9 protein-coding genes are annotated in these 15,095 nt (G+C 45.1%); all 9 read right to left on the bottom strand.

Annotated features, from left to right (window positions below; all coding sequences use genetic code 11):
- Positions 1 to 26 precede the first annotated feature (26 nt).
- The 9 genes from tldD to GQS54_RS03505 all read right to left on the bottom strand — a co-directional run bounded on the left by tldD (position 27) and on the right by GQS54_RS03505 (position 15,084).
- A complete protein-coding gene (tldD, locus tag GQS54_RS03545; RefSeq protein WP_166422623.1) occupies positions 27 to 1,469 on the bottom strand; it encodes a metalloprotease TldD in 1,443 nt (480 codons plus the stop codon).
- Complete coding sequence (locus tag GQS54_RS03540) at positions 1,462 to 2,289, bottom strand: carbon-nitrogen hydrolase family protein (RefSeq protein WP_166422622.1); 828 nt, start codon at positions 2,287 to 2,289, stop codon at positions 1,462 to 1,464. Before GQS54_RS03540 ends, tldD begins: the two co-directional genes overlap by 8 nt.
- On the bottom strand, positions 2,282 to 6,163 hold the full coding sequence (locus GQS54_RS03535) for a YhdP family protein (RefSeq protein WP_166422621.1): 3,882 nt from the start codon (positions 6,161 to 6,163) through the stop codon (positions 2,282 to 2,284). Before GQS54_RS03535 ends, GQS54_RS03540 begins: the two co-directional genes overlap by 8 nt.
- Positions 6,160 to 7,623, bottom strand: a complete 1,464-nt coding sequence (rng, locus tag GQS54_RS03530) for a ribonuclease G (RefSeq protein ID WP_158771949.1) — start codon at positions 7,621 to 7,623, stop codon at positions 6,160 to 6,162. The genes GQS54_RS03535 and rng overlap by 4 nt, the downstream gene beginning before the upstream one ends.
- A complete protein-coding gene (locus GQS54_RS03525; RefSeq protein ID WP_166422620.1) occupies positions 7,613 to 8,191 on the bottom strand; it encodes a Maf family protein in 579 nt (192 codons plus the stop codon). Before GQS54_RS03525 ends, rng begins: the two co-directional genes overlap by 11 nt.
- Positions 8,192 to 8,210: 19 nt before the next feature.
- The gene (gene mreD, locus GQS54_RS03520; RefSeq protein ID WP_166422619.1) at positions 8,211 to 8,687 is read right to left on the bottom strand and encodes a rod shape-determining protein MreD; all 477 of its coding nucleotides are present in this window, start codon (positions 8,685 to 8,687) and stop codon (positions 8,211 to 8,213) included.
- On the bottom strand, positions 8,684 to 9,544 hold the full coding sequence (gene mreC, locus GQS54_RS03515; protein WP_166422618.1) for a rod shape-determining protein MreC: 861 nt from the start codon (positions 9,542 to 9,544) through the stop codon (positions 8,684 to 8,686). The genes mreD and mreC overlap by 4 nt, the downstream gene beginning before the upstream one ends.
- Before the next feature lie 51 nt (positions 9,545 to 9,595).
- Entirely contained in the window at positions 9,596 to 10,639 is a 1,044-nt protein-coding gene (locus GQS54_RS03510) for a rod shape-determining protein (protein WP_158771953.1), read from the bottom strand.
- Positions 10,640 to 10,893: 254 nt separating this feature from the next.
- The gene (locus GQS54_RS03505; protein ID WP_240919818.1) at positions 10,894 to 15,084 is read right to left on the bottom strand and encodes a DUF6701 domain-containing protein; all 4,191 of its coding nucleotides are present in this window, start codon (positions 15,082 to 15,084) and stop codon (positions 10,894 to 10,896) included.
- Positions 15,085 to 15,095: the final 11 nt, after the last annotated feature.

The raw sequence follows: 15,095 nt of genomic DNA, 5'->3' as shown, positions 1-15,095 counted from the left end.
TCAGAAAGTAAAACGCTCGTTAGACACTAGGCGGTGCCGCCTACGGTTAACTCATCCACTTTAAGTGTTGGTTGCCCAACGCCCACAGGTAAGCTCTGACCGTCTTTACCACAAACCCCTACGCCTCTATCTAATGCAAGGTCATTACCCACCATAGAGACTTTCTGCATAGCCTCAGGGCCATTTCCAATAAGCGTCGCCCCTTTAATAGGCTTGGTGACTTTACCATTCTCAATCAGATACGCTTCTGAAGTAGAAAACACGAATTTGCCCGAAGTGATGTCGACTTGCCCGCCACCAAAATTAGGCGCATAAATACCGTTCTTAATGGTAGAGATAATTTCCTCGGGTTCATACTGCCCCGCTAACATATAGGTATTGGTCATACGCGGCATGGGCAAGTGCGCATAAGATTCTCGGCGCCCATTACCCGTTGGCTTAACTCCCATTAATCGGGCGTTGAGTTTATCTTGCATATAACCGGTTAGAATGCCGTCCTTGATTAATACATTGTATTGACTAGGTGTTCCTTCATCGTCTACTGACAATGAACCACGACGATTCGCCAACGTACCGTCATCCACAATCGTACAACCAGTGGATGCAACCTGCTGACCCATGCGGCCGCTGAAGGTAGATGCACCTTTACGATTAAAGTCGCCTTCTAGTCCGTGCCCTACGGCTTCGTGTAATAACACGCCAGGCCAGCCACTGCCTAAAACAACGGGCATTTGACCTGCTGGTGCGGCAACGGCTCGCATATTCACCCGTGCCATATGTATGGCTTCGTCGGCGACCTGTTCATATAGCGGACGTCCGTCTTCTTGACTCAAGAAATATTCGTAAGCATAACGACCACCGGCACCAGAGCTACCGCGCTCACGTCGGGCGTCTTTTTCCATTAACACAGAGCAATTCAAACGCACAAGGGGTCGAATATCGGTACAAAAAGTACCGTCGGTCGCCGCGATTAAAACTTCTTCGTAGACACCACTGATACTTACTACCACTTGGCTAAGAGCCGACTCTTGTTTGCGAATATAGCTGTCAACGGCACGTAACAACGCTATTTTTTCTTCGTCCTGCATACCTAAAATTGGATTGTCAGCATGGTATCTGGGGGCAACTTTGCTACTTTTTAAGCCTGTCACTTTATGTTTGCCACCGACGCTTGCAATATTGCGCGAGGCTTTCGCCGCTTGCATTAACGCTTCTGGATTGATGTCATCAGAGTAAGCGAATCCAGTTTTTTCTCCGCTGACCGCTCGCACTCCTACGCCTCGCTCAACGTTGTAACTACCGTCTTTGATAATGCCATCTTCTAGCACCCACGTTTCATGCTGGCTCGCTTGAAAATAAAGATCGGCGAAATCGTTATCGTGCTGATAAATGGCATCTAAGGCCGAAGCGAGATGTTCTCTGTCGAGATTAGCGGCAGTAAGCAGGTTTTGTTCAACCAGATTAGACAAGGTAACTCCTGAATTTATTATGGGTATAGACCGGCATGTCCCGGCGAATTCTATTAAGTATAGTGGGATCTAGCTGAGCATGGATCATGCCCACCGACTGCGGTATTTCAGCTAGGGTTTCACCCCAAGGGGAAATAATACAGGAATGACCATGGGTTTGTCTCTGATTGGCGTGTATACCAGTCTGACCCGCCGCCACTAAATAACACTGATTTTCCACTGCGCGCGCCGTTAATAGGGCTTGCCAGTGAGCTTGGCCTGTTTTTTGGGTAAAGGCAGCAGGTAACACAATAACGTCAAGGGCCTTATGTTCAGCCATGGCCTGAAATAATCCAGGGAAGCGCACGTCATAACATATAGCTAAGCCTACATGCCCAAAAGGCGTATCGACACTGACTATCTTAGTGCCCCCTTGGGTATAACGAGATTCACAGTAAGTTTGCGTGTTATCCGCTACTTGCACATCGAATAAATGAATTTTTTGATATTCGGTTACCAGTTCACCTGCGTCATTAATTAATAAGCACGAAGCGGTAAATTTGTCAGCACTGGCAGATTTCAGCGGCATGCTGCCTGCAACTAACCATACTGCATATTGCTTTGCCATATGCATCAGGCGAGTTTGAATGAGGCCATCACCGAGAAATTCCGCAATATTCAGCAGGGCTTTATCACCACCACCAAAGCAGGCGAAACACTCTGGCAAGACCACTAGGGTGGGTTCTGTTATCACCAGCTCAGCAAGCTGATGTTCTACAAAATCAAGATTTTGCGTGACGTCTGGTGTTGACGTCATCTGTAATGCCATAAGTTTAACCACCTGACACCTCCAACGCGACGCGCTCTTTATCAATATCTTGCGGGAATTTTATATTTGTATTAAGGCCGTCAGGGTCAGAAACAAGCCCGACTTTTGGCGAAGCGTTTCTTACGGGTGCAGTTTGAGCCGGTAAGCTGATTTCTTTACTGTCGCGTTCAAGCTCTTCTAACTTGGGATTATCTAAGGTACCCGTTAATGAAAACTTAATATTTGATATGACCTTAGCCGAAGTTAACACTTGATCTAACGCTAAGGCTGCCAATGCAGTCGCTGGATTAACCATGTAAGCAACAATCAATGGCAAGCTAGAGGTTACTTTGGGGGCAAAGGCAATATTATAATTAACCTCTCGGGTGTTAAGGTTGGTATACCCTTTCATGGTAATTTCGCCCGCACCACCATCAACCACTGTGTCTCGCGTATCCACGGTACCTTGGGCAACTTGAAACGAGCCCTTCATTTTGTCGTAGAAAAAGCCTTGAGCGAACACATCACGGAAATCTAAGCGTAACTTACGCACTAAGGACTCTAAACTTAGCAAGCTGAATATTCGTGAGCCCTTATCTGTCACCTCGGTTAGGTAACCATCACTAAGCCGCCAATCTACGTTGCCATTCAAGGTAGCTAAATCGAATTCATAGGGCGCCCGGTGCCAGTTTAAATCAAATTTAGACGAGGCTTTCGAATCCTTGATACCTGAGTCGAAGTCAAAGCCTTTTAGAAACAAGCCAAAATCGGAACTGCTAAATTCTCCGGTTAGCTTAGTTTCACTACCGTTTTGATCAAACAGCCAATCACCACTGGCGTAAAATAATCCATGATCGTTATTTAATCGCAGGGAGTCTATATGCATACCGTTTGCTGCTCTGGATAGCTTAAAGTCAATTCGGCCGAGATCTTTATTTTCGAAACGACAACGCTCACATAAAAACTCTACCGGCGGTAACGTTTCCAAACTAGGCGAGAAAGCAACGGATTTAGTGTCACTCTGCTTCCAGTCTGCAAGATCTACATAATCTGCAGATACATTTAGGCCTTTCGCTAACCAGTCTTTATAAAAGGTTAGATCGGCACGTACTTGTTTAGCATTAAGGTTAATTTCCCAACTATCACTGGTATTTTTGGTCACGACTTCTAAATCAGTCAGTTGTTGAGAGGCGACGGTGGCGTTACTTGCATTAACAAAAATCCGTTGCGGCTCGCCTAAAATTGGCGTGTTCTCTGAGTCAGAAAAACCGTGGATCAGTGACGAAACCGCTTGATACCAATGATCGATATTAACAGCAGGCATATTGAGCGCCACACTAAAGCCAACCCCCATGGTTCGTTCAATTGACTCACCTATGGCAAGATGGGCACGAGAAAATTGCATCGTCTCGTACGGCAACACCCCATCAAATTTCACCTCAGAACCTAATTTCAAATTGACAGTTGAGGCCGTTTCATCACCTCGCACTTCTAACGTTAGCGGCTTATTCTGGTTGACTGTTTTATTTAATGGTTCAGGCAACTGCGAACCCACACCCTGCAAGCCGCTAATAAGACTAGCTTGATAACTAAAACCGTTTTCTGGCAAGGTTAACTTGACGTTAGTCTGCCAAGGCGTCACGCCATCTAAGTAACTCGCTAAACCAGGGATAAATCGTTGAGCGAGAGGTTTGACTTGCCAATTTCCTTGTAAATCGATATTGGCCAAATAACCTTCTTTACGTTGACGTCCAGTAAAATCAATTTTTACATTTTGATCAAAAAGCTGCGCCTGTAAAGCGCTTAAATCTACTACTTCATTTTTAAAAGTAACCTGTCCTTTGGCATGTGTAAGGTGCATATCAACCCGAGGCACATACACTCGGTTATCGTTTAGATAAACGACGCCACTTGCCACAACATCTTTGCCTGAAAGAGGAATAACCAAATTTAAATCTACGCTGAGATCATCACTAACCTGAACTTCATCCAATACTTTACCGAGGCTATCCGCGAGGCTACTTTGGTTCATCAGTTGGGTAACTTGTGACCCTAGTGCAGAGCCATTGGCATTTATGGTTAATATGGCTCCTACATCCAAGTTGGGTATATCTGCGGATAAGCCCGACAAGCTAACATCTAACAACTTACCTTTGCTGGCCTGCATAAACAAACCCTGGTTTTCAAACAGTAACTGTATATCTAACCCCGTTAATTGAGGCCATTCAGGGGCAAATTCCATAGCGGCGTCTTCAACGCCAACGGTAATTTGAAATACCCCTTCGTTGTTCACATAGGGAAATTGGCTGAGTTCGCCGTTCCACAATACGTTTGCACCGGTTACTCGACCCGCTTTGAGCGAACGTTGTAAATAGGCTTTGGTGTCTTTGCCCATCACATCCCCAGGGAACAATTTATTCACCTGAGCCATATCGAGACCGCCTACCGTGCCATTTAGGGCTAAGAAACCACTTTCACTCTCAAAACGGACATGCTGATTGATATTCAACCAATCACTTTCTAGTTTCAGTTGCGGCACGTACACCGCAATACCTTGCTCGATAGATTCGATAAACATATCAATATCGACCGCTTGAAACTCAATATTTCTATCGACTATGTTGTCTAGTTTCCATTGGGAATTACGTCCGCGTATTTGTACTCGGCCCTTGTTGTTATACCAATTCACGTCCAATTCTAAGTTATCAACACCTGGAATATGCTCGCCTTGTTGCCAACTAATTTGGCTAATATTCATTTGCGCGAAGGTATCAATTTTATCAAACTGCACATTGAATTTATTTAATGTGGCATTGGGTTCTAAATCATTTAATTTGCTGTAATCCATTGGGTCAAGCACCAGAGGCAGCAAAGGAATAATGGCCGATAAGTTGACCTTGTCAGCATTTTGAATGTGTACTTGCCCTTGGCTGTTCACTTCACCATACCAGTTCGAAGTCACTTTTCGCTCGTTAGCTTGTAGCGCAAAGTCATACAGATTGAATATCCAACCGTCTTTGCTCGGCTCAGCATTGAGCTGCCCGCCCAATATTGCGGCCTTAATCTGAGCATCCTGATTTTGCCATACAAAACGACTGTCAGCTAAATCTAGCTGGGCATTTTTGAAGGCACCATTTTTAATGCTCGCCCACACAACAAAATTGCCGCGACTTTCCACCAGATCATAGCGCGAAGCCAGCCATTGGTTTATCCAAGGCGATAAATCAACCTCTTGCGCTCTGGCATAAAACGTTCCGCTGAGTGAATCTTTATTACCACGTAAATCCAACGTAAATGAGGCAGAGTTGCGGGCTAACTCTTCAACTTGTAGCTCACCCACGCCTTGGTGATGCTTACCTTGGTTGCTCCAAAGCAACTGGTTAACGAGTACCACTTGCTGATCGTGATCGGTGATAATTTCGAATTGACTATCACTCACTGAAAACGACTGTAACTGTTCTAGAAATAACTGCTTTAAGGCTGAAACGACAGGGAAATCACTGCCTTCTTTTTGCATCAAGGTTAAATCCATCTTGACGTCTAAGCCATTTAAATCAAAACGTTGAGAGCGAATTTGACGCGCTAGAATTGATCCCCAGAAATCAAGATCTATCACGGTTTTTTTGATATCTAAACTAAGGGGAGATTGGGCATTTTGCACCAATTGTAAATCTTCTAGCACGATAGCTGGGCCTGCGCCTTTCCACTGGGCGGTGATATTACCGATGTTAATTTCAACACCGTATTGGCCTTCTATCCATTGTTCTAAGCGATGCTTTTGACCGTCCATGTACGGTAAAGAATAGCGCACGACGCTAATCGCCACGGCCACCAGCACCAGCAGAATAGCGGCGCAATACCATAACTTTTTAATGCAATAAGCGGCATAAAAAGAGCCTGATTTCACATCATTACCACATCGTATTTATCTTGGTTGTATAACAATTCGGTGTGCACCTTAATCTGTTTAGATACAAAAACCTCTAGCTCAGCTAGCATATGTGACTCTTCGCCTAGCAAAGCCTCGACCACAGAAGGCGCTGCGTATACGACAAATTTGTCCGCTTCGTAGGCTCGGTTGACCCGTACTATTTCACGCATAATCTCAAAACAAACCGTTTCAACGGTTTTTACCGAGCCGCGGCCCTTACATACTGGACACTCACCACACAAGATATGTTCCAAACTTTCTCGCGTTCTTTTACGGGTCATCTCAATTAAACCCAGTGCGGTAAAGCCATGTATGTTTATTTTAGCCCGATCTTTGCTAGTTGCATTTTCAAGACTGTGAATAACGCGTCTTTTATGATCGGCGTCAGTCATATCGATGAAATCAATTAAAATCATACCGCCTAAATTACGCAGTCGTAACTGACGAGCAATCGCAGATGTCGCTTCAATGTTAGTGTTGAAAATGGTTTCTTCAAGATTACGGTGACCCACGAACGCACCAGTATTAATATCAATTGTGGTCATGGCTTCGGTTTGGTCGATAATCAAATAGCCGCCAGATTTCAAATCAACTCTGCGCTCAAGAGAGCGCTGAGATTCGTTCTCCACGTCATACAAATCGAAAATAGGACGATCGCCCGGATAATATTCCAGCAAGCGGTGCAACTCTGGTACATATTCGCGGGTAAATTGCTGAAGCTCATGAAAAGACAATTTAGAATCGATGCGAATTCTATCAAGCTCTGTACCCACAAAGTCGCGTAATACTCGGCGCGCTAAGGGTAAATCCTCGTATAAAATATGGGTCTTTTTCTTCATGCGCGAGCGGATCTTTTCCCACAAACGGCGTAAAAAATCGGCATCTTGACGCAACTCTTGGGCTTTCACCCCTTCGGCTGCGGTGCGTAAAATAAACCCACCATTTTTACTGCAGTATTCCTGCACTAAGCTCTTTAATCTTTCACGTTCTTCTTCATCTTCAATACGCTGAGACACGCCTACGTGCTCTACGCTAGGCATAAACACCAAATAACGTGATGGAATAGTGATGTCAGTAGTTAGGCGGGCACCTTTGGTACCAATTTGATCTTTAACAACCTGTACGACGATGTCTTGTCCATCGCGAACTAACTCGCGAATATCGCGCTTTTCAAGATGACTGGATGACACCTCATCTTCTACCTCGCTATGAATAGCGATATCGGATGCGTGCAAAAAAGCAGCTTTATCTAAACCAATATCAACAAAGGCGGCTTGCATACCAGGTAAAACGCGGCTGACTTTACCGCGATAAATATTGCCCACCAAACCTCTTTTGGTATGACGCTCTATATGGACTTCTTGCAAAATACCGTTTTCGATAAGCGCCACACGGGATTCAGAGGGGGTAACATTAATTAGTAGTTCAGCACTCATGGGTTTCGCTCATCCGGGATAGTAGTTGATTCGTTTCATATAAAGGTAACCCGACTACGGCGCTATAACTACCGTTTATATGGGTGACGAACTTGCCGCCTATACCTTGAATGGCGTAACTGCCGGCTTTATCTTCGGGCTCGCCGCTTTCCCAATAGTCGTAAATCTGGGTGTCATTAAGTGTACAAAATGTCACTTGGGTACGCACTAAAATGCTGTCGTGTTGCGTTCCCGAGTATACAGAAACGGCTGTTAGCACTTCGTGCTGTTGGTTTGAAAGTAGGTTTAACATCCGTTTGGCATCGCCAAAGTCTTTAGGTTTACCCAATACCTGACCGTGAATAACCACCACTGTGTCTGCCCCTAACGCTAGCCGATTGTCAGCAAGGTGCGCACTCGCTTGCCATCCGGCTTGCGCTTTTTGCTCAGCCAATCGCTGCACATAAGTACTGGGGGTTTCAGTAGGTAACAGCGTTTCGTCAATATCCGCGCTAAGGGTGGTAAACGGCACACCGATCTGACTAAGTAACTCAGCGCGACGGGGTGACTGAGAAGCTAAAATAAGCATAACTGATGTCTGGTGGGGTTCAGCTCAAACGAAATTGACGACGAACCCGACGTAATAACCAAAATATCCAAGGCCAAATTACCATAGAGGTAACAACGGGCCACATGTATGTAAGCATGAAATAAATGTCAGTTAATAGATGTATTAACCAAAAAACGACTAAGTTATACAGCGCGCACAAAATTCCAATTACAATCGCTTGTTGCCACACCGAATAATTACGCAAACGTTGGTAATTGGCAGCGAGCACAAAAATGCTTAAGCTCATGGCGAAGCTGTGTACCCCAATACTGGTACCTAATAGCAGGTCAAGTACTAACCCGACAATAAAGGCGACACCTACGTTAACGCGCTCTGGCATTGCTAGCGCCCAGTAGCCTAAAACCAAAAAGGCCCAATCAGGTCGGTACTGTTCAACAATGCTAGGCATTGGCATAATCTGCAAAACTAACGCGACAATAATACTCAGACCGATTGCATTATTTCTTAATTTCATTGGTCTGCACTCTGATTCTGTTGCTCAGGGCCTACTAGATTGTTCGGCCATAATAAGAGTAAATACTTCAGTCTGTCGAGTTGTGCGACGGGCTGGGCATTCACTTGGGCAAAAGGGCGGCCTTCATCCCGCACAATCGAGGTAATTTTAGCCACCGGATAACCTTCAGGAAACACATTACCTAGCCCCGAAGACAACAACAAATCACCTTCTTGAATATCTGCGCTATGAGGAACATGTTGAATGATTAAGTCATCCAAACTACCAGAGCCCGAAGCAATCATACGGATATTATTGCGCGCCACTCGCACGGGAATGGCATGGGTTACATCAGAAATAAGCAAAACCCGACTATTGGTTGAGCCCACTTGCATGATTTGTCCAACAATACCTTGGTCATCGATTACCGGCTGCCCTTCATACACACCTTGAATGGCGCCCCGATCAATGACGATTTGGTGGCTATAAGGATTATTATCTACTGCCATTAACTCCGCCACTTCTTTGCGGATATCTCCACGCACTGGAGTATTGAGCAAACGACGCAAACGGTCATTCTCTTCTTGCAGCATGGTGTAACGTTGCAGCTTACCGTTGAGCACAACAGCATTGTGTTGTAATTCGGCATTCTCTTCGACTAACTGCTGATGGGATACCAAGCGACTCGCACTGGCATTAAGCATTTCACTGGGTAGGTTAGCCAAATATTGAATTGGGCTAACGACAGAATTGAGGTAAACACGGGTGGTCGCAAAACCGTCAAATACATGATCAAACACAATCAAACCAGCCGACAGCGCTAGCGCGACAACCAGTCTTATTTGTAATGATGGTCCACTCAGAAAAATCGAGTTCATATGAAGTGCAAAAGCGGCTAACGCCGCTTTTTTAATATCCTTTGGTTGGGGTTACTCGTAGCTAAATAAATCGCCACCGTGCATATCGATCATCTCGAATGCTTTACCACCACCCCGTGCTACGCACGTTAAAGGATCATCGGCAATCACAACAGGGATACCAGTTTCTTCCATTAATAAGCGATCTAAATCTTTTAGCAAAGCACCACCACCGGTAAGTACCATACCACGCTCAGAAATGTCCGATGCCAACTCAGGTGGTGATTGCTCTAATGCTACCATGACAGCAGAAACAATCCCGCTTAGCGGCTCTTGTAAGGCTTCTAAAATTTCGTTGCTGTTTAAGGTAAAACCACGGGGCACACCTTCCGCTAAATTACGGCCTCGAACTTCAATTTCTCGAACTTCTTCACCTGGATAAGCCGCACCAATTTCATGCTTAATACGTTCAGCAGTCGCTTCACCAATCAGTGAACCAAAGTTACGGCGAATATAGCTAATAATGGCTTCGTCAAATTTGTCACCGCCAATACGTACCGATGATGAATAAACAATTCCGTTTAGTGAAATGATCGCTACTTCTGTAGTACCACCACCGATATCAACCACCATAGAACCTGTTGCTTCTGAGACAGGCAAGCCTGCACCAATCGCTGCAGCCATTGGCTCATCAATTAGGTAGACCTCACGAGCTCCAGCGCCAAGTGCTGATTCACGGATAGCCCGGCGCTCTACTTGAGTAGAACCACAAGGAACACAAACGAGTACGCGAGGACTTGGACGTAAAAAGTTGTTGTCGTGCACTTGCTTAATAAAATGCTGAAGCATTTTTTCAGTCACGTAAAAGTCAGCAATTACGCCATCTTTCATGGGTCTTATGGCTTTAATGTTGCCAGGAGTACGACCTAACATCCGTTTTGCTTCACCACCGACAGCCGCAACACTCTTAGGACCACCCGCACGTTCTTGTCGAATAGCAACAACCGAAGGTTCATTTAATACAATTCCCTGATCTTTAATGTAGATAAGAGTATTTGCTGTACCGAGGTCAATAGATAAGTCGTTGGAAAACATTCCCCGAAGCTTTTTGAACATTGAAAAACCGCAACCTGTTTGATAAGAGAGATAATCCGCTAACTTTACCAATGCCCCTCGTATTGGGCAAGTAAACACCACGTTTGACGCAATAAAAAATGCAGAAACCTTAGATTAATAGAGGTTTAGCGCTTATTAATTTATTAATGGGCCAAAAAAGGATAAAAGTTGACTTTCGCTGACGAAAATTATGATCACGTTGAGACAACTCATTTTGATAAAAGTGCCTCAACAAAGAAAATTATTTTATTGCGTTAATTAAATACCTCGCGCCAATGAATGATCCTGTCATTGCCGCGAAATATCCCAAACGTCATGACGGATGAAGGCTCATCCAGTTCGATTGAGGCGCTTGGGCACTGAATTGAGTTGGCGCAAATATAACCATCAGAATTCCAATCAAAGTTCATATATTCTGCCCAAGCAGGCATGTTTGCACTTGGATCTAGAGCTACCTTAACCACACCGGCAGCGCCTGGACCATTGTTTGAAGCATTCCCTAACAAGGCGAAATTAAAACGCCCTATTGACACACCATTGACCAAATCACCTGAACTGGACACCGAGTCTATATCACCAGTAATATCAATACTGCCCTCCGCCGTAAGTACAATTTGCCCTATACTTTCGGTTAAATCAATTGCTGTGCAGCTATCCTCTGGGTTGAATTGCCAACGCCCATTAAGATAATGCTCTGCCTTAACTGGCACCACTAAAAAGTCAGTCTCTGGACCAAAATTAGGCTCAAGGGCTAGGCGACCGTGGCGTACAATCACATCAGGCCCAGAAATATCATTTAACGCAAACTCTTCGCATCCCGATACGGGATAATCACTTTGATAACACACATTATTGTCAGCACTTAAAAATGTGTCTAACAAGCGAATATCGATTGTGGCAGCAAAGGGTTCAAGCAAAGCGTAAGCGGCAAAACTTGCATCAACTTTCTGGTATTTAAAACGCGCGTCAGGCAACTCAATTAAGGTTATGCCATCAAAGTTGACTGGTTCGGTGATAACGGCCGTTGTCTCATAAGTCACACGTGTTACTGCTGGAGTGGTCGATCCGTAAATAGACGCGTCTTCAATCAATACACCATTTAGCAGATCTGGGTCATAACGCCAATAACCATTGGCGTAGTTTTTGGTCACACTGCCCAACGCACTCATTGCTAACAGTTCTATCTGTGTTGCAGGTGAAAATTCAATATCTTGGCCCATGTAGCTAAAATTATCACACTGGTTAGTCAATTCTGGAGGCGTAAGCACGTTTACATCAAAATAAGCAGGCCTAAATTCCCCCAAGGTTAGTGTCCCGCCGCTGCTAATAATACTGGTTGGGTTATTGTTATCGGTTAAATAATCGTTGTCGCGTACGTCCACTCGAATAACGCCGACTTCACTGTAATTCGCCTGATAACTATATTGCCCACCTGCAAACGTTAAAGCTGCAGTAGGACTAAATTGCTTCGTTAAATTACTTTGCGTGCTGCGTAATATTTCGCCCGACTTACCATACGTTAGTGAGCCGTCGGCACCTGCTGTCTCAAAGGGCAACATTCGCTCCAGCGCTATTTGCAGTTCACCTGGCTGGTAGTTAAGCAAAGGCGTATCCCCTATTGCCCCGTAAGCGGTAATATTAAAGGTAAACTCTTCGCCAGCGGGATACGAATCACTATCAACAATAGAAGGATAAGTACTAAAATCGCTGTCGGTATAAAGTAAAGACGCGGGAGCGACTGATAATACTAAGCTGGATGGCACCACATCGACACTGGCTTCGCCAGAAGTCACTGTCACGCCGCTTATCTGGGCTTCAGCGCGTAACATCACTCGACCTGCATCAGCGTAACTAAGCGAACTTAAAGACGCGATACCATCTTCATCAAATGTCAGGCTAATATTACCGGTAGACTCCCCCCCTGGATTAACGCTGGTATCCACTGAGCCAAAGGACGTTAAACACACATTAGGCGAAGTACACGTCACGCCCAAAGTGATGTTTTGCTCCCCCTGTAATAAGGCCTTACACACACCCTCATCATTTTGTACTGCACGCAAATTCGCACCACTGAAATTAACCTGAGACAGTTGATCGGGTAAGAATTTATCGGTTGTTTGTGAGCCAATAAACTCAAAGCCTGCATCGACAAACGTCATATCACAGCTTTGCTCACCTGAGCCGGTATTTATGCAGCGCAAAGGCACATCGGGGTAGGATGCATTTTTAGTAAACACGAACGAGCTAGGCTCTAATACGCGAAGTTGAGTCGCGTTCAACGAGCCGTTAAATACCAGTGGATTGCCTGATTCCCACCCTTCGGGTGATAACGTTAGGTTACTTACGTCGGTGTACAGCTGACTGCAAGCATCATCTGCACAGGCTTTTATGGTGATACTTTCAGCATCACAGGTTAGCCCTTGTCCATCATGTTCAAGCTGGAAGTGGCTAATGGCTTGGCAAGTACTCAACAGGTTCATATCAGTGCTAACTTGACTACTATTTTGTACATAAGCATACAGGCGAATGTTGTCAAATTGGCCATTGGCAGAATTGCCCGACATGTTAGTCACTATGTAGCTACTGCGATTATCACCTATATACAACGTTTGAAATTGCGCGATGCTACTGTTCAAATTAAGACTGTTTGAGCGACCAGCCTCAGTACCATTAACAAAAATGACCGCGGTTTTAGCAGCATAATCATAGCTCACCGCGATATGCACCCACTCATTGGCCGCAAAATCGAGCCCCCCAGCAACGACTTCAGCGTCAGTGTCATTGCTATCTTCAAGTCCAAAATACAAAGTGGAGGCGCTTAAGCTCAAGTAAAAATACTTAGAATTGGTGCTGCCTACATCTGTAGATGCATCAAATAGCTGTCGCCCAATTGTACTCGACCAGTCCTCGCTACTGCGATACCAAAATGAGATGGTACCTGCGGTGCCAATATCGTCTGGAGAAAAGCCAGTATCGATGGCGTCAAACGTAGCAGCTGACGAATTAAGTGGAATATCGACAAAGCGACAGGAAATTTGCTCAACGGATAATATCGACGAAATATCACCTACCGGTGAGCCATGGCGTAAATTATCGCTACTATCGATGATACTTAGATTGCCATCGTATTCGGCTTGTTCCAATTCATATACAGCATAGGGCACCACGTCGCAGGGCGATAAGTTGCTTAAGTCTGTGCCGACTTGCGCTACCGTTTGATCGTAGTCATAAATACGTACGTCATCGAACTCACCACTCGCTGACGACCCAGAGCTGTCAGTACTTTCATAGAGACTGCGATTATCGCCAATATACAATGTATCTAAGACCGGCAACAGGCCATTGAAACCCAGATTAGTGGTTTGCGCAGCAATAGCGCCGTTAAGGTAAATTGCAGCACTATCTTCTTGATAATTATAACTAACAGCTACATGCACCCATTCATTCGCGGCAAAGCTCAAACCTGTCACGCCAAAAACGGCATCGGTATCGTCGCTATCCTCTAAGCCAAAATCTAGAGTGCCTGCGCGTAAACTCATTCGAAAATACTTGGAATTCGCATTACCTATCCAGGTTGATGCATCAAATAAAATACGTCCAGTGTTACTTTGCCAAGACTGTGTGCTGCGATACCAAAATGAAATTGTCCCCCGGTAACCAATGTCCGTATCCACTTGCAATTGCGTATCGAGTGCATCGATAGTGGATGCTGATGCATTACTCGGTGCAACTAATACCTGACACGAGGTTTGAGAACTCGGAAACTGTGGAATGACACTGCCAATCGGCGAGCCGTTAAATCCCGATGATGAAGAATCAATAATACTGTCGGGCGCTGACCACTCGGTTTGCTCAAACTGGTAAAATGCAATCGCCGCACCATCACACACTTCTGCCTTGGTGGCTGTTACGACCAGATCGTCAACATAAAAGCCAGAGCGGGCGTCTGTTCCACTCACTTCAAAACCAATTGCTACATTGCTTCCGATAAACGATGAAATATCAAACGTTTCTGCCGTCGCCGAAAACTGACTGGCCGTCACAGTGTATTGTGCAAGATTTGTCCAAGTTATCCCGCCATCCCGAGAAATACCTAGTCGCACCAAAGAGCTACCTGCATTATGCCCAGTGCGATAATTAAACGTTAGTTGTGCAGCAACAGCATCGGATAAATCCAGCGTTCGATACAAAAAGTGAGCCGAATATGATTGTGGCGTGCCTGAGGCGACAATTCCTAAGCGCATACAGCTTGCGCTGGTGCATAAAGAATCATTTACCCGTAAAAATCCCTCGGATGGACCATCAGACTCGCCAGCTTCTAACCAGTTTGACGTCCAAGGAGCGGTTCCTGACGTTGCGTTATAACTAGCAGACGGAAAATTATCAGCCACAGTGTAGGTTTCACTGCTGCAACTATCGATTCTAGCCCATGATGAAAAGGACATTAGCAATGCTA

Origin of the sequence: Paraglaciecola sp. 20A4, from assembly GCF_011378905.1 — a bacterium.
GTDB lineage: Bacteria > Pseudomonadota > Gammaproteobacteria > Enterobacterales > Alteromonadaceae > Paraglaciecola.
This window is presented reverse-complemented; position numbering and strand designations above follow the sequence as displayed.